The sequence below is a fragment of the Kribbella sp. NPDC003505 genome, from assembly GCF_040610875.1.
GTDB lineage: Bacteria > Actinomycetota > Actinomycetes > Propionibacteriales > Kribbellaceae > Kribbella.
The window spans coordinates 144,699-163,863 of the sequence record NZ_JBEXNA010000006.1; the positions used below are offsets into that span (position 1 = coordinate 144,699).

Genomic DNA, 19,165 nt, shown 5'->3' on the forward strand with positions numbered 1-19,165 from the left:
ATGTCAAAAGGTGCAGGCTGTGGACAACCGGGTTTGGGGCCAGGAGCCGCCCGGCTGGGGGGTTAGAGGCTCGGACGGCTCCTGGTTGCTAGTGGGACGGGGGGTGGCTGGGTTTATGACGCGGAATGTTCTTGTGATGTCGTTCACAAAGAGCGTGGGGCGTACTGGACGTCCAGGGCGGCGGTGGTGAAGCCGAGGGAGTTGTAGAGGGCTCTCGCCGCGGTGTTGGTGCCGTCTACGTAGAGGACGATCTCGTCGAGGTTGCGGGTGGACTGCAGGTAATGGAGGCCCTGGAGGGTCAGCGCCTTGCCGAGGCCCAGGCCCTGGTGGGTGGGGGAGACTCCTACTACATAGACCTCACCCACGCCCTCCTCGACCTTGGTCCAGTGGAAGCCTGCGACGTCGCCTGCGGAGTCGACGGCGAGGAAGAAGCCGTTCGGGTCGAACCATGGCTGGTGGAGGCGCTCGGTCAGGTCGGCTTCGGTCCAGCTGCCCTGTTCGGGGTGGTCGGCGAAGGCTGCCGCGTTGACTCGCAGCCACGCGGCGTCGTCCTGGCCGGGGACGAACGTCCGTACGTCGATGCCGTCGGGCCAGACGGGTTCCGGGAGGTCGGCCCTGGTACGGCGGAGGAAGTACAGCTCTCGCGCCACCTCGAGGTCGAGGCGGTGGGCCAGCTCGTCGGCGCCGGGCAGCCGGCCATGGGCCCAGACGCGGGTACGGCTGCCGCCGTGGTCGAGCAGCATGCGCAGGAGGGCGGCGCCGAAGCCTTGCCGGCGGAAAGGTGGGGTGACGAAGAGTTCGGCCGAGCCGTCGGGAGACAAGGCGCCGTATCCGACGAGGTTACGGGCGCTCTGCAGGCCGGTGACCTCGATGGTGCCCGGATCGCCTTCGTAGGCGAGGACGTGGACGTCGTCGGGGTGCTCGCCGTCCAGGTGCAGGAGGGTGCGTTCGGAGAGCGGGTTGACGCCGTCGCTGTGTGCTGCGGCGCGAGCGAGTTCCGTGACGGCGGCGGCGGTGGCCGAGGGCAACGGTGAGGGCACGGCTTCGAGAGTCACCTGAATACCGTAAAAGGTCCGGTTCAGTTCATGCCCAGGTCCTGGCGAGGGCGCGTCGCCACCGGTAACTTTCCCGGCACCGCAAACAGCGGTGACCGAGACGACGACGGAGAAGAAATGGCCATCACAGGACGAGGCAGGACGCGGTGGGGGCGGGCAGTGGGGCTGCTCGCCGCCGGGACGGCCGCGGCGCTCGCCCTGGCTGCGGGGGGATCCGTGAGCCAGGCAGGAGCCGCGACGCAGGACGCTGCGGCGGAGGAGAACGCACAGGCGCAGGCCAAGCCGAAGCCGACGCACAGTCAGATCCAGTTGCTCGCGATCAACGACTTCCACGGCAACCTGGAGCCGCCGTCGGGCTCGGGCGGCAACATCAACGGCACTCCGGCCGGCGGCGCGGTGTACTTGGCGACGCACCTGAAGCAGCTCCGGGCGGCTGCCGCGGCGAAGGGGCAGGACTCGGTCACGGTCGCGGCCGGTGACCTGATCGGCGCGTCGCCGCTGCTGTCGGCGGCGTTCCACGACGAGCCGACGGTCGAAGCGCTGAACGGGATGGGACTCGCGGCTGCGTCGGTGGGCAACCACGAGTTCGACGAGGGCTGGCACGAGCTGCTCCGGATGCAGACCGGCGGCTGCCTGCCCGACGGCGACGGGCAGAACAACCAGAACTCCTGCCCCGACGCCGCGCACCCGTTCGAGGGCGCGAAGTACAAGTACCTGTCCGCGAACGTGTTCTTCGAGAACACCCGCAAGACCCTGTTCGCGCCGTACACGATCAAGACCTTCAAGGACGGCAAGAAGGTCGGCTTCATCGGCATGACGCTGGAGAACACGCCGAACATCGTGACCAAGTCCGGCGTCGAGGGTCTGACCTTCAAGGACGAGGTCGACACCGCGAACGCGCTGGTCCCGGAGCTGAAGAAGGAGGGCGTGGAGTCGATCGTCGTGCTGCTGCACGAAGGCGGCTTCCCGGCCGACCCGAAGGCGTACGACAGCTGCCCCGGGATCTCCGGCCCGATCGTCGACATCAACGCCGGCCTGGACCCCGAGATCGACGCGATCATCTCCGGCCACACCCACCAGGGCTACAACTGCTCGCTGCCGGACAAGGACAAGAAACCGCGGCTCGTCACCAGCGCGTCGTCGTTCGGCCGGCTGGTCACCGAGGTCCGCCTGAGCATCGACAACGCGACCGGTGACGTCGACCGCCTGAACACCATGGCGAACAACCAGATCGTCACCCGGGACGTCGTGCCGGACACGAAGACCGCGAACCTGGTCGCGAAGTACAAGACGCTGGTCGCCCCGATCGAGAACAAGGTGATCGGTCACCTCACCACCGAGTCGGTAGTGCGGACCAACGACGACTCGCTCGAGTCGCCGCTGGGCAACCTGATCGCCGACGCGCAGCTCGCCGACCCGAGCGTCGTGACCGGCGGGAAGACCCCGGTCGTGGCCTTCATGAACCCGGGCGGCATCCGCGCCGACCTGATCTCGACGAACGGCGAGGTCACCTTCGGGAAGGCGTTCACGGTCCAGCCGTTCAACAACTACCTGGTGTCGATGGACATGACCGGGACGCAGATCAAGGCTCTGCTGGAGCAGCAGTTCTCCGGGGTGAACGGTCCGGACGCGGCGAAGTTCAAGGTGCTCCAGGTCGCGGGCATCACCTACACCTGGAACCCGGCCGCGCCGGCGGGCTCGAAGGTGGTGGCCGATTCGATCAAGATCGCCGGCCAGCCGCTGGTCGACGCCACGACGTACCGCATCGTCACGAACAACTTCCTCTCCGACGGTGGCGACGGGTTCCCGGCCTTCACCACGGCGACGAACAAGTTCTTCGGCGGCCTGGACATCGACGCGTTCGCCAATTACCTGACCGCGCACGACCCGTACACGCCGGTCGCGACCGACCGCATCTCCGTCGGTTCCTGATCGCAGCCAGCGGCTGAAACGAGGGCCGGTACGTCGCGCCGACCGCGGCGTACCGGCTTTTCGTTCTCGTCAGAGTTGCTGGTACCTTGCGTACTCAGGCACTTACGGAAGGTGAGCGATGGCGCACGTTGCTCCGACCTCGCACCGGCGGGCCACCAGGGCTTCGCATCGCGGGCATCGCAGCGCGGACGGGCCGGTGCAGATCACCAGCTGGCTCGGGTTGACGTTCGCGTTCGTGGTTGGCTGGCTTCTGACGCTGCAGTCGCATGTCGGCGTTCACGCGGCCGGGGTCACGTTGCTGGTGATGCTGGTGCCGATCACGATCGGAGTGTTCGTGGCCGCGGTCCGGCAGGGCGTCGGGTCCGGGAAGGCGGCGCTCGTCACGGCGGCCGCGCTCGCCTTCACCCTGCTGAAGTTCTTCCTCTGAGTCAGGAGCTGTGAGTCAGGACCTGGCCTCGGCGGGCTCGCGGGTGGTGGGAGCCGGCGGGACGACGAAGCGGTAGCCGACGTTCCGGACGGTGCCGATCAGCGCTTCGTGCTCGGGGCCGAGCTTGGCGCGCAGACGCCGTACGTGCACGTCGACGGTGCGGGTGCCGCCGAAGTAGTCGTAGCCCCAGACCTCCTGGAGCAGTTGTTCCCGCGTGAAGACCCGGCCCGGGTGCTGCGCGAGGAACTTGAACAGCTCGAACTCCTTGTACGTGAGGTCGAGCGCGCGGCCGTTGAGCTTCGCGGTGTACGACGCTTCGTCGATCACGACGTCGCCGCTGCGGATCAGGGTGGACTCGGGCTCGTCGTTGCGGGTCGCGGCGAGACGGCCGATGACGAGTCGCAGCCTGGCCTCGATCTCGGCGGGGCCGGCGGTGTCGAGCAGCACGTCGTCCGCGCCCCAGTCGGCGTTGACCGCCGTCAGGCCGCCCTCGGTGACGACCAGGATCAGCGGGACGTCGATACCGGTGGTGCGGATCAGCCGGGAGGCGCTGCGGACGGCGACCAGGTCGCGGCGGGCGTCGAGCAGCACGGCGTCGGCGTCCGGCGCGTCGACCAGCGCGGCGACCTCGGCGGGCAGGATGCGGATCTGGTGGGGGAGCAGGGCGAGCGACGGCAGCACCTCGGTGGAGGCCTGCAGTGCGTTCGTCAGCAGAAGCAACGTGCTCACGCCGTCTCCTTGTGCTGATCGTCGGATCCAGAACCAGCGATCCGGTCCTCGTGCACGTCAGGCCCCGGCGGCGTCGTTGCCGGGGGCCTGAGACACACTGGGTCTAACAGCAAGCTGACATAATAGCCGAGACTTAACCGATTAGTGAGGCGCGGACCAGATGCCGGAAGTGACCATCAGGTACTTCGCTGCCGCGCGTTCGGCGGCCGGGGAGTCGACGGCGACCGCCGACGCGGGCTCGATCCGGGACCTGGTGACGACCGTGTCGACCGACCGGCCGGAGCTGGCGCGGGTGCTGTCGATCTGCACGTTCCTCCTGGACGGCGAGCGGGCCGACCCGAGCACGCCGCTCACCGACGGCGCCCTCGTAGACGCGCTCCCCCCCTTCGCCGGCGGCTGACCGGCGGCCGGCTGGTGAGGCCTTGTCGGGAGGTAGATTCTTCGCCGTGGCGATGGAGTCGGGGACGTTGCTCACTACGGTGGGGCGGGCGGGGGTTCTGTTCGGGAAGGCTTGGCCGCGTCTGCTGGCGGTCTTCCTGGTGGCGCAGTTGGCGCACCGCGGCCTGCAATGGGTGGCGGTCGAGGCGGGCGCGAAGGCGCAGGCGGCCGGCATTGCCGTGCTGGCGCTGCTCGTCGTGGTCTCGCTCGCGATGTACGTGACGATGTTCCTGGTCCTGCGCGGCGAGCTCCCGTTCCACCGCCGCGCGGTCGCCGAGGGCGTGCTCGCCCCGGACGGTGTGGAACCGGGCCGCGAGAACCAGTTGCTCGACGCGATCGCGGCGGCGCTGCTGCCGTTCCTGGCGTTCTACGCGGCGTACAAGTTCCTGCAGACCGAGGCGCTCGACTACGAGTACCAGCTGGCCGTCCACAAGGTGAACGAGACGGCGGCGACGGTGCTGACCGGTGGCACGGTGGCGCCGCAGTCCACGGGCCTGCAGTCGCTGTCCACCTGGCTGTTCATCGGCCTCGGCGTCACGGCGTACCTGCTCCGGTTCGCGTTCAAGAAGTGGAAGAAGGACGAGGAAGGCCCGGTCCGCAAGCTGCTCGTCACCTACCTCGAGGCGCTGTGGATCTTCGTGGTGATCTACCAGGCGTCCTCGTACATCCCGTCGCCGAAGACCTGGCTGAAGGAGCGCCAGGTCTGGCAATGGCTGCACGACGGGTACACGTGGGTGCTCGACCACGTGCTGGGCGTCGACCAGGTCCGTGAGGTGTGGGACACCGTCGCCGGTTTCGTGGCCGCGGGCATCGCCGACCTCTGGGACGCCGCCGTGCTCCCGTTGATGTGGATCACGATGACCGCGGTGATCTACGGCCGTGTCGTGCAGAAGCTCGACAAGCCGCGCTGGCGGTTCGACCGCATCACCCATCGCTGGCAGCAGACGCCGCGGATCGTCCGCGTCGCCGGGAACTCGGTGGTGTCGGATTGGAAGGACCGTTGGACGCCCGTCGTGGAGGCGTTCCGGCTGGTGGTCCGCTCCGGTCTGCGGCCGATGCTCGGGTACTTCCTGGCCTGGGCGGTCGTCACGTTCGCCGCGAGTGCCGTGTGGATCGCCCTGAAGGTGTGGGTCCTCGGGCCGCACACGCTCCAGTTCTGGCAGGTCATCGACGAGCCGCTGAACCTTGTCACCGACGGCCTGAAGATCATGCTGCAGGTCAGCCTGCTCGCCGCCGCGTACGACCGGATGATCGGCGGCCTGGCCGGCTACCTCACCCCGCGGACCCGGGCGGTGCATGAGCAGCCCGCCGGTGACCACGGCGTCACCGACCTCAGCGCGGCTACCTCGGGAATGCCAGGTACTGAGGGAGCTTCGTAGCCCAGGTGATCGTCGGCTGCACGCTGCCGGCGACCGACGTCGGTACGACGAACACCGCCACCGTCTCGAACGGCTTCCCGGCCACCGGCTTCAGGTAGTACGGCGCGGCGGTGCCACGCCAGCTCGAGGGCTGGTCGTCGCTGCCGCCCGTGCAGCCGGTCGGACGGTCCTGGTAGTCGTCCGCGATCTGGGCCTCGTCCCAGATCCGGCCGTCCGGCGCGCGGAGGTGCATACGGCATCCGCCGAGCCCGTCGAGCGCGGACAGATTGTCGACCTGCAGCCGGAAGTACACCCGGATCCGCGTCGTCCCGTCGGGCAGCTCGTCCTGATCGGAACCGGCGCGCGACGGTCGCGGGTTCTCCTCGACGCTCGCGGCGTACCAGGTCGCGCCGTTGTACGACGTACCGCCGGCCGCCACGTCGACAGCGTCGCGGGGCTCGTCGTCGTACCAGGACTTGTAGTCGCTGCGCGTCGTCCACCACGCGGCCAGCGGGATCGCCACGACCAGGGTTGCGAGCGCGACCGTGTTCTTGCGGAACCATCCGCGCCGGGCCCGCCGGGCGCTGGTCACGTGTCGCTCGCAGCGGTCAGGGACACGACGTCCTCCACCGCGGGGGCGTCGTCGCCGAGCGGCACGGTGACCTGCGGCTCGAGGTCGTTCAGCATCGACTTCTCCATCACCAGCAACGTTGCCCCGGGCACCTTGTCGGCCGGCATCTCGATCACGAACGAGCCGCGGACCGGGATGTCCGGCGCGAACTCGGTCCCGGTCAGGTCGACCTGGTCCAGTCCGCTGCGGTTGGCGCCGAGGTACGTGACGCCGTCGGCGGAGCGGATCCGGACGTCGAAGATGTGCATCGGCTCCCGGTTCGCCGTGACGGTGGCGTCGACGACCACGAAGGCGGTCAGCGAGTCGCGGTCCGGCGTCGAGCGCGGGATCCGGAGTTTCTTGCCGGCCCGTACGTCGTCGACGGTCAGGTCGAACCGCGGCGTGTGCACCACCCGTCCGGGGATGCCTTTCACCGCGGTCGGGTCCTGGATGTCCTTCTGCGTCGGCGTGAGCCGGTACAGACCGACGATCGCGACCAGGACGGCGAGCGTGAGGCCGGCGTTCAGGAGCCTGCGCCGGCTCACTTGGTGTTGTCCTTCACCTTGCCGGTGCTGTCCGCGACGATCGCGTCCGGCAGCCACTTCTCGTGGTGGTCCAGGATCGACTCGTCCTCGTGCTGGTAGCCCTGCACGGTCAGCTTGACCTCGGCCGGGAGCTGGTTCGCGTTCGGCAGCTTCCAGACGTACGCGACGTCCTCGGCGGCGTCCGGCGTGAGCACCGGGTTCATCGTGGCGTCGCGGAGGTTGGTGGTGCCCAGCGGCGGATCGGTGTCCTTCACGCCGGGGACGCCGATCAGGCGGATCAGGTCCGGCGGAGGTGTGGTGCCGGTGTCGTCGGTCACCTTCAGCTTGGTCACGACCCCGATCAGGGCGCCACCGTTGTCCGGGGTGAACAGCGGCTTCAGGTCCTTCACGGTGACCACGCGCTGGATCGTGACCTCGAACTGGCCGGCGTCGATCGCGGTTCCGGCGTCCACCTGCGGGGTCTCGTCGCCCGCCTTCTTCAGTCCGCCGAAGGCCGCCGAGATCGCCAGCAGGACGGCGCCGGCGCTGAGCCCCCAGGTCCGCAGCGAACGCCCGCGCACCTTGAGGTCCTGGAACTCCGGAAGCTCCTCCGGCTCATACTGCTCAGCTCCCCCGCTCCCCGTTTCCTGCACGGCGGAAGCCTATCCAGCCAAAGGGCCGCCCGAGGACCTAGTCGTTCGGGCGGCCGCGCAGGCGCTTCGTCTCGCCGCGGCGCTTCTTGTCGTCCAGCCGGCGCCGTACGGACGCCTTGCTCGGCTTTGTCGGGCGCCGCTTGCGGGGCGGTGGAGCGATTGCCTCACGAACCAGTACGGCCAGCCGTTCCCGCGCCGCCTCCCGGTTGCGCCATTGCGACTTGTACTCCGAGGCGGCGATTGTCAGCACACCGTCGACCAGCCGCGGCCCCAGCCGCTCGAGCGCCCGGGCTTTCAGTACGTCGCTCAACGCCGACGTCCCCGCGACGTCGAAGCTGAGCTCGACCCGGCTGTCCGTGGTGTTCACCGACTGCCCGCCCGGTCCGCTCGACCGGGAGAACCGCCACGCCAGCTCGGCCTCGGGGATCACCACCCCCGACCGCACTGTCACTCCGCTCTCCACAGGACCTATTAGACAAGAGGAGAATCGACGGATGGATGCCTGCGTCTTCTGCGGCCTGATCTCCGCCGACTCGGCCCGCTGGATCGCCAAGGAGGACGTGGCGGTCGCGTTCCTCCCGTTGCCGAGTGAGGAGATCGCTCCGGGGCACACGCTGGTCGTGCCCCGCCGTCACACCGGCGCGGGGCTGCTGGACGCCAAGCCGGGTGACCTGACCCAGGTGATGGACCTGGCCCAGCGCATCGCGCAGCGGATGGTCGAGAGGCTCGGAGCAACCGGTGTCTGCCTGCTGAACGCCAGCGGACCCGGGTCCGGCCGCAGTGTCGACCACCTGCACCTGCACGTGGTCCCGCGGTACCCGGGTGACGGCGACGACTGCCTGCCCTGGCCGACCGGCCGGTCGAGCCATCGCCTCGCCGTGGACCCGCAGGTGCTTCTCAGCACGTGAAACGGGCAGTTGAATCGTGAACGGCGCGTCGTACCGTGGGTAACTGTGAGCCTGGGCCTGTGGGTACTCGTCGCGGCGGTCGTCGCCGGCGTGGCGTTGAGCGTGCTCAAGGCCTGGGTCGACGGGCGGTTTCGCGGGAAGAACGAGGACGACGTGGAGCGGGTGACGGCTGCGGAGCTGGGCGCGGAGCTGGGCGAGCGGGCGACGCTGTTGCAGTTCTCGTCGGCGTTCTGCGCGCCGTGCCGGGTCACCCGGCGGACATTGGCCGAGGTGGAAGGCATGGTCGACGGCGTGCGCCACGTCGAGCTGGACGCCGAGGCCCACCTCGAACTGGTACGCCGTCTGGACATCCTGCGTACGCCGACCACGCTGGTGCTGGACAGCACCGGAGCGGTGGTGAAGCGCGCCAGCGGGGCTCCCCGGAAGCCTGACGTGATCGCCGCGCTGGCCGTCGCGATCGACCGCCAGCCCAGCTGACCGCGTCCGGTAGTCGCTACCGGATGGCCAATGGACCTGCAGGTAAGCAAGACTCTCCCGGTGAGCTCTCAATCAGCAGGCTGGTACACCGACCCCGAGGACCCGACCCAGGAGCGGTACTGGGACGGCAGCGCCTGGACGGATCAGCGCCGGCCGCAGGAGGGCCCAGCGCCGTACCGGGGCCAGTTCGGTCAGGCGAGGACCGCCGACGCCCCGCAGTACGGTCAGCGCGCGGAGCACGGCCAGGTGTACGGCCAGCAGGCCGAGCCGGCTCCGCAGTATGGCCAGCGTGTCACGCAGCAGGGCGGCTATCCGGCGTACCCCCAGGCCGACTCGGGCTTCGGGTACCGGGGACAGGGCTCCGGCACCACGCCGGACGGCCAGCCGCTGTCGGGCTGGTGGCGGCGTGTCTTCGCGCTCATCCTCGACTCGATCATCGCCTGGTTCATCGCCTTGCCGCTGACCGGATACTTCTACTACCAGTCCAGCCAGGTGATGACCTCGTGGCTGGAGGACGTGATGGACGCCGCGCGGGCAGGCAGTACGACTCCGGTCGCGATGCCGCCCGAGGTGTTCAAGTACGCCATCCCGGCCTCGGTGATCGGGTATCTGGTCTTCTTCGTGTACGAGTACCTGTTCCTCGTCACGAAGGGCCGTACGCCGGGCAAGATGGCGACCGGGATCGCGGTCCGGCTGCGGGACGTCCCGGGCCCGCCGCCGCGCGGCGCCGCTGCGAAGCGCTGCGGTTTCGACCTGGTCCTGTACCTCGCCGGGTCGATCCCGATCTTCGGCATCTTCGCCTCGCTGGCCATCCTGCTCAACTACCTCTGGCCGCTCTGGGACGACAAGAAGCAGGCGCTGCACGACAAGGTCGCCGGTACGAACGTGGTCCGGGTCTGACGCACGACGAGTCCACGATTTGATCAGTTGTCTCATTTGATGGGACCACGGGTGGTGGGTCCGCCCGGGTTCCGTACTCTCGATGCGTGGTTTACACGACTTGGCTGACGAAGCGGCGCGCGGTGGACAACTGCCGCGTGCGCTCGTCGCTGTGTCGACGCCGCTGACCAGGCGGCGTCCAGAGCGCTGCGGAACCGGTCGCTGAGCACGGTTCCGCGTACGTCGCCTCCCGCGTATCCGGGCGGGTTCCGGCTCGACATCCCTCTCCTCCGGGAGTCGTCATGTCCGAAAAGACAGCCAAGGTGGATCCGCGCGGGCTCCGGTTCGCCGCGGGTGTGACCACCGTCGTCCTGGCTCTGACGCTCGTCCTGAACAACCCCTGGCCGCTCGCGGTGCAGGCCGTGGTGTTCGCGGTGTCGGTCGCCTTCGGCGTCGGCGCGTCGCCGTACGGGCTGCTGTTCAAGCGGCTGGTCCGGCCCCGGCTGGGGCCGCCGAAGGAGCTGGAGGACGCGGCGCCGCCGCGGTTCGCCCAGGTGGTCGGCCTCGTCTTCGCGGTCGCCGGCCTGGCCGGTTACCTGACCGGCGCCACCGTTCTGGGCGTGGTCGCCACCGGATTCGCCCTGGTCGCCGCGTTCGTGAACGCGGCCGTCGGGCTCTGCCTCGGTTGCGAGGCCTATCTGCTGATCCATCGCATTCGTACGCCAACCACCGCTACCAACTGAGAAGAGGCAGCACACATGAGCAGGGAATCCGCGCTCGTCTCGGCCGACTGGGTCGAGGAGCACAAGTTCGACGACGGAGTTGTCCTGATCGAGGTCGACGAAGACGTCTCGGCGTACGACGCCGGCCACATCGCCGGCGCGATCAAGATCGACTGGCAGGACGACCTGCAGGACCCGGTCCGGCGCGACTTCGTCAGCAAGGAGCAGTTCGAGGCGCTGTTGTCCGACCGTGGTGTCAAGAACGAGGACACGGTCGTGCTGTACGGCGGCAACAACAACTGGTTCGCGGCGTACGCGTACTGGTACTTCAAGCTCTACGGCCACGCTGACGTCCGGCTGCTCGACGGTGGCCGCAAGCGCTGGGAACTCGACAGCCGGGAGCTGACCGACGAGGTCGTCAAGCGCGAGGCCACCCAGTACACCGCGCAGCCGCAGAACCTGGAGATCCGCGCCTTCCGCGACGAGGTCAAGGACGCCATCGGCGTGAAGAACCTGGTCGACGTGCGCAGCCCCGACGAGTACGCCGGCCGGCTGCTCGCCCCGGCCCACCTGCCGCAGGAGCAGGCGCAGCGTGCGGGCCACATCCCGACCGCGGCCAGCATCCCGTGGAGCAAGGCGGCCAACGACGACGGCACGTTCCGCGCCGACGACGAGCTGAAGCAGTTGTACGCCGACGCCGGCGTGGACTTCGGCAAGGACACGATCGCGTACTGCCGGATCGGCGAGCGCTCGGCGCACACCTGGTTCGTGCTGCACGAGATCCTCGGCCAGGCGAACGTGAAGAACTACGACGGTTCCTGGACCGAGTGGGGTTCGCTGGTCGGCGTACCCGTTGCCCTCGGCGACGAGCCCGGAAAGGCGTGACACATGTGCGGAGCTAAGCAGGGCGGCCTCGACCTCAAGGGCGTGGACGTCGACAAGGAAGCCGTGATCCAGGGGCAGGTGCTGCGCGGCGAGGAGCCGGTCGGCGGCGCGTACGTACGGCTGCTGGACTCCACCGGTGAGTTCACCGCCGAGGTGCCGACCTCGGCGACCGGGCACTTCCGGTTCTTCGCGGCGCCGGGCAGCTGGACGCTGCGCACGCTGGCCCCGAAGGCCGACCCGGTCGACCGTCAGGTGGTCGCGCAGTACGGCGAGGTTGCGGAAGTGGCCGTCACCGTCTGAGCAGTCGTTCGTTACAGAAGGTGCCACCACCACCCGAGGTGGCCCACCCTGAAGTAAGCACCGAGGGGCCCGGACCTTGCGCGTCCGGGCCCCTCGGCATGTCCGGAATCCCTCATGGGACAAGAGGTTTCGGTCATCGCAACCGAGTTACGGGTGTGGCCGGGAAATCTCGTGGAGCGAGCGGCAAGGTAACGGTTTGGTCTCGGAGCGGGGTCGCCTCGTCACCTACCGCAATCGGCTGAGTTGTGTCTGTGTCCTGACCCGCGCTGCGGGTCACGTCATCACTCAGGGAGGAGGGGTCAATGCGACCCCGCATCGGATACAAGAAGCTCGCCGCCGTCGGAGTTGCGGCGGTTGTCGGCGTGGCTTCTACGATCGCGCTGACCTCGGGTTCGGCATCCGCCTCGCCGGTTTTCGGATACAGCGGTTACTCGTACGGCACCGACGTCGAATCCGGTCTGGCGAACAGCGGCCCGCAGGTGGTCAGCAAGTTCGGCTGCACCACGGACGCCACCAAGGCTGACAAGAACGACCTCGCCACGGCGAACGTGAACGAGCAGGCGATCGCGCGCTCGGTGAAGACCGACACGCACGCGTTCAACGACAAGAGCGGCACCGGTGTCACCAGCACCGCGACGGCCGCCGACATCCGGCTGGGCACGCTGCTCACGCTGACCGGCGTGAAGACCACCACCACGTCGAAGTACGCGAAGGGCCAGCTGTCCTACACCGGCAGCACCAGCTTCGTCGGTGTGAAGATCGGCGCGATCTCGGTGCCGTCGCTGCTCAACCCCAAGCCGAACACCAAGGTCGCCGTTCCGGGCCTCGGCTATATCGTGCTGAACCGTGTCGGCGGCGTGAAGACCGCCACCGGCATCTACTCGTACGCGCAGGCGGTCGTGATCCACGCGACGGTCAAGAACCAGTACGTCCCGCAGGGCGTCGACGTCGCGGTTCTGAAGACCCGCGCGGAGATCTCGAAGCCGGCCACCGCGCTGGTCATCGGCGACGCGTACGGCACCAAGGCCACGGCGGACAAGCTGGTCGTGTCCGGCCCGACGTCGCTCCAGACCACCTGCCAGGGTACTGAGGGCAAGACGGTCCGGGTCGCGGTCGGCGAGCTGAACATCCCGAAGGTCGCCTACGTCGGCGGTGTCTACACCACCAAGAACGGCGCCATCGGCGAGGAGAAGTCGTACATCAACTTCACCTCGCACGTCGCGGGCGTGAAGGTCGGCACGCTGTCCATCGGCGCCGTCGAGTCCTCCGCGTCGGCGTGGAAGACGAAGGACGGCAAGGCCGGCGTCAGCTCGTCCTCGAGCATCGCCTCGATCAAGGTCGGCAACAAGACCTACCCGGTCAAGACCGGCGAGAACCAGACGCTGGAGATCCCGGGTGTCGCCAGGCTGACCTTCAACCAGGTCATGCGGCAGAAGCGCTACATCTCGGTGAACGCGCTGGTCGTCGAGGTTCCCGGCCTGAACACCAAGGTCGTCGTCGGCCACTCGGCCGCCGGTGTCGTCAGCTGATCTCAGCAGACACCTTCTGAGTCGAACCTCACCGACGCAGAAACAACCGGCCCCCGGATCCCGCACGGATCCGGGGGCCGGTTTCTGCTATGCGTCCAAGATGAGCGTGACCGGACCGTCGTTGGTCAGGGCAACCTGCATGTCCGCGCCGAAGACGCCGCGCTCCACCTTGGCGCCAAGGGCTTCCAGTGCGGTGCAGAAGGAATCGTAGAGCGGCTCGGAGACTGGGCCGGGCGCGGCGGCGCTCCAGGAAGGGCGGCGGCCCTTGCGTGTGTCGGCGTACAGGGTGAACTGGCTGACGGCCAGGATCGGGGCCTGCTCGTCGGCCGCCGAGCGTTCGTCGTGGAGGATCCGGAGGGTCCAGATCTTGGCGGCCAGCGCGGCTGCCTTCTCGGGCGTGTCGTCGTGGGTGACGCCGAGCAGGACCACCAGCCCGGGCCCCTCGATCGCCCCGACCACCTCGCCGTCCACGGTGACCGACGCGCGGCTGACTCGCTGTACTACGGCTCTCATGGCAACATCCTCCCCTGCCGGAGATCGTCCGGTCATCGGACCCTCCGACCGGCAAATATCCGTTTCGCGACCCGATCTGGCAGGATTTGTCCATGGCGTCGACTCTGATCACTGTTGCTCCCACCGGTGCCGAGACCGCGAAGGCGGACTGCCCGGCGTTGCCGACCACGCTCGACGAGCTGGTCGAGACCGCGAAGCGCTGCGAGGCCGCGGGAGCGGCGATGATCCACATCCACATCCGGGACGGCGAGCACCGGCCGACGCTGGAGCTCGGCCGGCTGACCGACACGGTCGCCGCCGTCCGCGAGAACACCGCGCTGATCGTCCAGCTGTCCACCGGCGGCGCGGTCACCGATCCGTACGAGGACCGCCTCCGGGTGCTCGACGCCGCCCCGGACTCCTGCTCGCTCACGATGGGCACCGTCAACTTCGGCGACGACGTGTTCATGAACCCGTGGCCGTTCGTCACCCAACTCTTCCAGCTCACGCAGGAGCGCGAGGTCGTCCCGGAGTTCGAGCTGTTCGACCTCGGCCACGTCGCTGCGCTGCATCGGCTGCTGGACAAGTTCGGCCTGCCGTACGGCGGCCGCGTGCACTGCGACCTGGTGATGGGTGTCCCCGGCGGCATGCCCGGTACGGCGGACGCGCTCGTGGCGGCCGTCAACGCCCTGCCGGCCGCGGTCACGTCCTGGTCGGCCACCGGCATCGGCCGTACGTCGCTGACGGTCGCGCTGGCCGCACTGTCGAAGGGCGGCAACCTCCGCGTCGGCATGGAGGACACGCTGACGCTGGCGAAGGGGCACTCGGTCACGCACAACGCCGAGCTGGTCGAGCGGGCGGCCGCGCTGGCGACCCTGGCTCAGCGGCCGCCGATGTCACCCGACGAGGCCCGCGCCCTCCTGAACATCAAGCAGAGGTAGCCGACCGCAACGATCGCTGCCTCCAGCAATAACCAGTCGCGCAGATAGTCGCGGGGGAGGACGGTCGGATTCGCGCCCGTGCCCTGCCGTAACAACAACGGCAGGGCGATCAGGCTGGTGATTCCGACGTACAACAAGGTCGTCCGCACCACGCCGACCGTACGATGCCGCCCAGGCCCCGCGGACCAGCGTGTCACCAGCCAGCCGATTCCGACTGTCAGTGGCACGATCACAAAGTCGTCTGCCACCACCGCTCCGCCCAACCAGAGCGGCAACCGCACCAGGGCTGGGACGTCAACGGCCCTGAACAACTCCCAAGCACCCCACAACGCGATGAGCACGCCCGCGAGCAGCAGTCCGATGCGCAGCCTCATGCGATGACCTCCAGCCGGTGAACCCACTTGGTCTGCAACACCCCAGGCCGGTTCGGTGCGATGATCCGCGCCGGGAACCCGTGATCCAGCGCGAGCTCCGCACCGTTGAGCCGCAACGCCAGCAATGTCAGCGGGTCGGCCGCGAACTCTTCCGGTAGTTCACTGGTCGCGTAGAACCCGCCCTTCTCCATCGACACCACCCGCACTCGCGAATTGGGCGCGGCACCGGCGGCGGCGAGCAGGTCGCGCATCCGTACGCCCTCCCATCGCGCGCCTTGACTCCAGCCCTCGACGCACGCGATCGGCAGGTCGGAGCAGTTCTGCGGCAGCGCGCGCAGTTCCTCGAGCGTGTAGGACAGTTGCCGTGGGCCCACGATCGTGAACCGCCAGTCCGCGTCGATACCGGTCACTCCGGCCGCTTCCGCCGTACGGTTCACCGGCAGCCCCTGCGGACCGACGTTCGGCTCGCGCGGCGCGAGGACGGCGACAGGGCCGAACGCGGGTGCGGACTGGCCGACCGAGGTGATGCCGACGAGCGTGGCCGCGCCGGCCACCGTACGGAACAGGCCGCGGCGTGTCAGGCCGGTGGTTTCGGCGGGCAGTGACTCGGGCGCGGGTTCCGGCGTACGGCGCCAGTTCGCGCGGATCAGCGGGAGCTTCACGGCCAGGTGAACGAGGAGCGCGCCGACGATGATCCAGGCGAGCGCGTAGTGCGTCTGCCGGAACGGGAACGGCCAGGGGTACCACTGCAGCGTGTTGACGAACCCGATGAAGAGTTCAAGTGCCATCGAGGAGACCAGCACCAGGATCGACAGTCGCTCGATCGCCGGGCCGATCGCCTTCGGGTCGAACTTCGCGAACAGCTTCGGGTAGACCGTCCACAGCTTGCCCAGCAGCAGCGGGACGGCGACGATGCCGCTGAGTACGTGCAGGCCCTGCGTGACGCGGTACAGATTCGCGGGCCGGCTGGGGATCGGCAGCCAGCTCGGGGTGTCCTGCAGGAAGTGACTGTAGAGCCCGGTCAGGAAGCAGATCGTCACGGCGGTCCCGAGCCAGCGGCCGATGACGGTCGCGACCCGCGGATGGTGCAGCGGCGACGGGAACGACTTCTCCGTCGGTGGTGCCGGAAGCTTCATGGTTCCACTACAACGCAGCCGGAGCGGTGTGTGCGGCGTTCATCGGTTACTGCTCGCGAACGGCAGCGTCGGAACCAGTTATCCACAGGTCTGCGTCCGTACGTCGGCCGGTGGCACCGATCGGGGCATACTCTGGGCAAACTTGACGGAAGGAGAGTGGCGGCGTGAAGACGCAGGAGCGGTCGTCCGACGATGACGAGCGGGCGATGGCGGATCTGGCCGAGGTCGTCGACTGGCGACCGATCTGGGGACCGCCGGCCACGGGGATGGACGCGATCCGTGCCCTGGTCAACCGCGTCACCACCGCCACCGGCTGGCGTCCGTGGGCGCCGGGCAACATCGACCCGGATCGGTACACCTGGGGTCTGGTCACCCAGCGCGAGACGGTGATGCTCGTGCTGCCCGACGCGGTCCTGCCGGAGAGCCCGCGGAGCGGCTGGTCGGCGTACGAGATCGGTGCGTCGGAGCTGGAGCTCGCCGAGGAAGGTCTCGACGCGCACTGGCCGACCCAGCTCGAGCTTGCCCGCCGCTACTGGGGGCCACCGGTGTATGTCGGGCCGGGCGATGACCTGCGCATCCCGCCGGAGTGGCGCGGCCGCCGCCGGCACCTGGCGGTCTGGCTCCGGCCGGGCGCCGAGTTCCACCTGTACGCATCCCAGCCGGGCCCGGACGACACCGCCGCCGGCTTCGGGTACTCCGTCTATGCCAACGAGGTGGCCTGATGGCTGAGGAAGTCGACGCCGATGACCTGCTCCGGATCATGGTCACCGAGCTCCGGAAGTTCGTCCGGACCGCTCGGACCCGCGGGCAGCAGATCTGGCGGTTGCTGAACCGTTCGCAGCGGCGTCGCTCGGCCATCGAGCGCGGGCTCAACCAGGACCGCTGGGGCCCCGACCGCGAGGGCGACGACGCCCGGGACCGGACCGCCGAGCTCGAGCGCGTCGCCAAGCAGGCCGAGCGGCAGGTCGACGATCTCGAGCGGCAGAACCGCGAGCTGGAGGGCGATCTCGAGCGGGAGCGCCAGCAGCGGGACGCGGATCTCAACAACGACCGCGACCGGGACGGGATCGACGACCGGGTCGAGAACCGCACCGACTTCGACCGGGACCATCGCGACGACGCGACCGAGCGCCGCGACGAGGTCGACCGGGACAACGACGCTGCCAACGACCGCGACGGCGACGGCGTCGACGACGCCGTCGAGCGCCGCGAGGACGAGCGGGAGCAGGCCGACGAGGAGCGCCGCAGGCGCGAGGAACAGGAGGGCCAGCAGCGCGACCGCGAGGACGGCATCGCCCCCGCCACCGCAGCCGGCGCGGCAGCCGGCGCCACGATCGCAGCTGACGAGATCGGCGACCACCTGGACGAAGACCGCGCCGAAGACCGCGCCGAGGACCGCGCCGAGGACCGCGCCGAGGACCTGCAGCAGGACCGCGACGCGGAAGCCGACAACGCACTGGACGACCCGTCGACCGAGGCGGACAACGTCCGCCAGACCGACACGGCCGCCGAGCAGGACGGCGTCAACCCGTACGTAGCCGAGGAAGGCGCCCTCGATCCGACCGATCGCACGCAGGAAACCGACCTCGCACAGGACGACCCGCAGCAAGACGCCACCCTCGACGCGGCGGACGCCGGCCAGGACACGGATATCAGCGCGGAGCAGGACGGCGTCAGCCCATACGTAGCCGAGGAAGGCGCCCTCGACCCGACCGACCGCACGCAGGAAACCGACCTCGCACAGGACGACCCGCAGCAAGACGCCACCCTCGACGCGGCGGACGCCGGCCAGGACACGGACGTCAGCGCGGAGCAGGACGGTGTCGACCCGTACGTAGCCGAGGAAACCGGCCGTAAAGGCACCGACCTGAACCAGGACGGCACCGACCTCGAGCAAGACAGCACCGACCTCGACCAGAACGGGACCGACCTCGGTCAGGATGGTCAGCAGCTCAACGGCCAGCAGCTGAACGGCCAGCAGGTGGAGGCTGCGGAGGTCGAGGCGCCGCAGGCTGACATACAGACGCAGCAGATGCAGGGCCGTGAGCAGGGAGCCGACCAGGTCCCACAGGCGAAGGGCCCCGACACCCAGCAGCTCGCGAACGCCTCCCAGTCCGCGGTCGACGAGACCGCCGGCCTCGGCCAGGACGGGCAGGCCGGCCAGAGCCCGGGTGGTCAGGCTGAGGGCCGTCAGACGAGCGAGGTGCAGGGCTCACAGTGGCGCCCGCCAGAGGACCCGGCGATCGCCGAAGCCCGCCAGGCGAACCAGCCGAAGAGCGGCCCAGGCCAGCAACTCCCGCCCGACGAGCGAGCCCAGCTCGACCACATCAGGCAGGACCAGAAGCCCCTCAGCGCCGTCAAGGTCGAAGGCGGCAACGTAGCCACCACCGAACGCCCCGGCACCCCCGCCGCCCAACGCGACCAAGACCGCACCCGCTCCGACCGAGGCCGAGGCGACGACGGCGGCCGCAGCCGCTAAACCCACCCCGCCCGGCGCACCCACACAGGCGCGCCGGGCCCACCGGCTGAGCGCCCACGAACGCCAGTCCCCACCTCGGCCATCGCCCCGCGCCTACTGCCCGCCCACGACCGGCACCGACGCAGCCACCCGCACACGCCGGCACCTGCGCGCCACCCGCGCCTGGTGCCGCCGTACGCCGGGCGCCTATGACGACCGCTGCGCCGAGTGCGTACGCCGTACCTGGCTGATCTACCCACCACCCTTGGCCCCTCGGTCCGGCTGGTGCCTCTGGTGTGTGCTGTGTGCTGGGTGTACGCCGTCATCGGCCGGCTCGC

Annotated in this window: 23 protein-coding genes; 14 read left to right on the forward strand and 9 right to left on the reverse strand. The window is 69.1% G+C overall.

Annotation, left to right across the window (positions count from 1 at the left end; translation table 11 throughout):
- Nucleotides 1–143 precede the first annotated feature (143 nt).
- The gene (gene mshD / locus ABZX12_RS21905) at nucleotides 144–1,055 is read right to left on the reverse strand and encodes a mycothiol synthase (protein WP_355695714.1); all 912 of its coding nucleotides are present in this window, start codon (nucleotides 1,053–1,055) and stop codon (nucleotides 144–146) included.
- A gap of 117 nt (nucleotides 1,056–1,172) precedes the next feature.
- Here mshD and ABZX12_RS21910 point away from each other — a divergent pair, with 117 nt between their 5' ends.
- Entirely contained in the window at nucleotides 1,173–2,987 is a 1,815-nt protein-coding gene (locus tag ABZX12_RS21910) for a bifunctional metallophosphatase/5'-nucleotidase (RefSeq protein WP_355695716.1), read from the forward strand.
- 118 nt (nucleotides 2,988–3,105) lie between these two features.
- A complete protein-coding gene (locus ABZX12_RS21915; protein WP_355695718.1) occupies nucleotides 3,106–3,414 on the forward strand; it encodes a hypothetical protein in 309 nt (102 codons plus the stop codon).
- A 15-nt stretch (nucleotides 3,415–3,429) separates the two neighbouring features.
- On the opposite strand, the gene ABZX12_RS21920 is transcribed toward ABZX12_RS21915, so the two are convergent.
- Nucleotides 3,430–4,143 (reverse strand): response regulator transcription factor, encoded by a 714-nt coding sequence (locus tag ABZX12_RS21920; RefSeq protein WP_355695720.1) that lies wholly within the window; start codon nucleotides 4,141–4,143, stop codon nucleotides 3,430–3,432.
- Nucleotides 4,144–4,303: 160 nt separating this feature from the next.
- On the opposite strand from ABZX12_RS21920, the gene ABZX12_RS21925 reads away from it, so the two are divergent.
- Together ABZX12_RS21925 and ABZX12_RS21930 are read left to right on the forward strand one after the other, a co-directional pair.
- Nucleotides 4,304–4,543 (forward strand): MoaD/ThiS family protein, encoded by a 240-nt coding sequence (locus ABZX12_RS21925; RefSeq protein WP_355695721.1) that lies wholly within the window; start codon nucleotides 4,304–4,306, stop codon nucleotides 4,541–4,543.
- Between the two features lie 52 nt (nucleotides 4,544–4,595).
- Nucleotides 4,596–5,960, forward strand: a complete 1,365-nt coding sequence (locus ABZX12_RS21930) for a hypothetical protein (protein ID WP_355696399.1) — start codon at nucleotides 4,596–4,598, stop codon at nucleotides 5,958–5,960.
- On the opposite strand, the gene ABZX12_RS21935 is transcribed toward ABZX12_RS21930, so the two are convergent.
- The 4 genes from ABZX12_RS21935 to arfB are packed head-to-tail and all read right to left on the reverse strand — an operon-like array spanning nucleotide 5,923 to nucleotide 8,339.
- On the reverse strand, nucleotides 5,923–6,531 hold the full coding sequence (locus tag ABZX12_RS21935; RefSeq protein WP_355695723.1) for a hypothetical protein: 609 nt from the start codon (nucleotides 6,529–6,531) through the stop codon (nucleotides 5,923–5,925). The genes ABZX12_RS21930 and ABZX12_RS21935 overlap by 38 nt on opposite strands.
- A complete protein-coding gene (locus ABZX12_RS21940) occupies nucleotides 6,528–7,094 on the reverse strand; it encodes a hypothetical protein (RefSeq protein ID WP_355695725.1) in 567 nt (188 codons plus the stop codon). Before ABZX12_RS21940 ends, ABZX12_RS21935 begins: the two co-directional genes overlap by 4 nt.
- Nucleotides 7,091–7,726: a hypothetical protein gene (locus ABZX12_RS21945; RefSeq protein WP_355695726.1), complete on the reverse strand. Its 636-nt coding sequence runs from the start codon at nucleotides 7,724–7,726 to the stop codon at nucleotides 7,091–7,093. Before ABZX12_RS21945 ends, ABZX12_RS21940 begins: the two co-directional genes overlap by 4 nt.
- Before the next feature lie 37 nt (nucleotides 7,727–7,763).
- Complete coding sequence (arfB, locus tag ABZX12_RS21950; protein ID WP_355695728.1) at nucleotides 7,764–8,339, reverse strand: alternative ribosome rescue aminoacyl-tRNA hydrolase ArfB; 576 nt, start codon at nucleotides 8,337–8,339, stop codon at nucleotides 7,764–7,766.
- Between arfB and ABZX12_RS21955 the strand changes: the two genes are divergently transcribed.
- The 7 genes from ABZX12_RS21955 (at nucleotide 8,221) to ABZX12_RS21985 (ending at nucleotide 13,426) form a co-directional block, all read left to right on the forward strand.
- Entirely contained in the window at nucleotides 8,221–8,634 is a 414-nt protein-coding gene (locus ABZX12_RS21955) for an HIT domain-containing protein (protein WP_355695729.1), read from the forward strand. The two genes, arfB and ABZX12_RS21955, sit on opposite strands and share 119 nt — an antisense overlap.
- 45 nt (nucleotides 8,635–8,679) lie before the next feature.
- Nucleotides 8,680–9,111, forward strand: coding sequence for a thioredoxin family protein (locus tag ABZX12_RS21960; RefSeq protein WP_355695731.1), 432 nt, complete (start codon nucleotides 8,680–8,682; stop codon nucleotides 9,109–9,111).
- 60 nt (nucleotides 9,112–9,171) lie between these two features.
- A complete protein-coding gene (locus ABZX12_RS21965) occupies nucleotides 9,172–10,011 on the forward strand; it encodes an RDD family protein (protein WP_355695733.1) in 840 nt (279 codons plus the stop codon).
- Between the two features lie 281 nt (nucleotides 10,012–10,292).
- Entirely contained in the window at nucleotides 10,293–10,733 is a 441-nt protein-coding gene (locus tag ABZX12_RS21970; RefSeq protein WP_355695734.1) for a DUF4395 domain-containing protein, read from the forward strand.
- Between the two features lie 15 nt (nucleotides 10,734–10,748).
- The gene (locus ABZX12_RS21975; RefSeq protein WP_355695736.1) at nucleotides 10,749–11,597 is read left to right on the forward strand and encodes a sulfurtransferase; all 849 of its coding nucleotides are present in this window, start codon (nucleotides 10,749–10,751) and stop codon (nucleotides 11,595–11,597) included.
- 3 nt (nucleotides 11,598–11,600) lie between these two features.
- Nucleotides 11,601–11,897 carry a DUF1416 domain-containing protein gene (locus ABZX12_RS21980; RefSeq protein ID WP_131294190.1) on the forward strand — a complete coding sequence of 99 codons (297 nt, stop codon included), beginning with the start codon at nucleotides 11,601–11,603 and terminating at the stop codon, nucleotides 11,895–11,897.
- A 302-nt stretch (nucleotides 11,898–12,199) separates the two neighbouring features.
- Nucleotides 12,200–13,426 carry a choice-of-anchor P family protein gene (locus tag ABZX12_RS21985; RefSeq protein WP_355695738.1) on the forward strand — a complete coding sequence of 409 codons (1,227 nt, stop codon included), beginning with the start codon at nucleotides 12,200–12,202 and terminating at the stop codon, nucleotides 13,424–13,426.
- An 87-nt stretch (nucleotides 13,427–13,513) separates the two neighbouring features.
- Here ABZX12_RS21985 and dtd read toward each other — a convergent pair whose 3' ends face one another.
- Nucleotides 13,514–13,939, reverse strand: a complete 426-nt coding sequence (dtd, locus tag ABZX12_RS21990; protein WP_355695740.1) for a D-aminoacyl-tRNA deacylase — start codon at nucleotides 13,937–13,939, stop codon at nucleotides 13,514–13,516.
- A gap of 92 nt (nucleotides 13,940–14,031) precedes the next feature.
- Between dtd and ABZX12_RS21995 the strand changes: the two genes are divergently transcribed.
- Complete coding sequence (locus tag ABZX12_RS21995) at nucleotides 14,032–14,859, forward strand: 3-keto-5-aminohexanoate cleavage protein (RefSeq protein WP_355695741.1); 828 nt, start codon at nucleotides 14,032–14,034, stop codon at nucleotides 14,857–14,859.
- On the opposite strand, the gene ABZX12_RS22000 is transcribed toward ABZX12_RS21995, so the two are convergent.
- Together ABZX12_RS22000 and ABZX12_RS22005 are read right to left on the reverse strand one after the other, a co-directional pair.
- Nucleotides 14,799–15,233 carry a hypothetical protein gene (locus tag ABZX12_RS22000; RefSeq protein ID WP_355695743.1) on the reverse strand — a complete coding sequence of 145 codons (435 nt, stop codon included), beginning with the start codon at nucleotides 15,231–15,233 and terminating at the stop codon, nucleotides 14,799–14,801. The two genes, ABZX12_RS21995 and ABZX12_RS22000, sit on opposite strands and share 61 nt — an antisense overlap.
- Entirely contained in the window at nucleotides 15,230–16,369 is a 1,140-nt protein-coding gene (locus ABZX12_RS22005; protein ID WP_355695745.1) for a molybdopterin-dependent oxidoreductase, read from the reverse strand. Before ABZX12_RS22005 ends, ABZX12_RS22000 begins: the two co-directional genes overlap by 4 nt.
- Before the next feature lie 164 nt (nucleotides 16,370–16,533).
- On the opposite strand from ABZX12_RS22005, the gene ABZX12_RS22010 reads away from it, so the two are divergent.
- Both ABZX12_RS22010 and ABZX12_RS22015 read left to right on the forward strand, forming a co-directional pair.
- Nucleotides 16,534–17,091 (forward strand): hypothetical protein, encoded by a 558-nt coding sequence (locus ABZX12_RS22010; protein WP_355695747.1) that lies wholly within the window; start codon nucleotides 16,534–16,536, stop codon nucleotides 17,089–17,091.
- Nucleotides 17,091–18,848: a hypothetical protein gene (locus tag ABZX12_RS22015; protein ID WP_355695749.1), complete on the forward strand. Its 1,758-nt coding sequence runs from the start codon at nucleotides 17,091–17,093 to the stop codon at nucleotides 18,846–18,848. The genes ABZX12_RS22010 and ABZX12_RS22015 overlap by 1 nt, the downstream gene beginning before the upstream one ends.
- The last annotated feature ends 317 nt before the right edge of the window (nucleotides 18,849–19,165 follow it).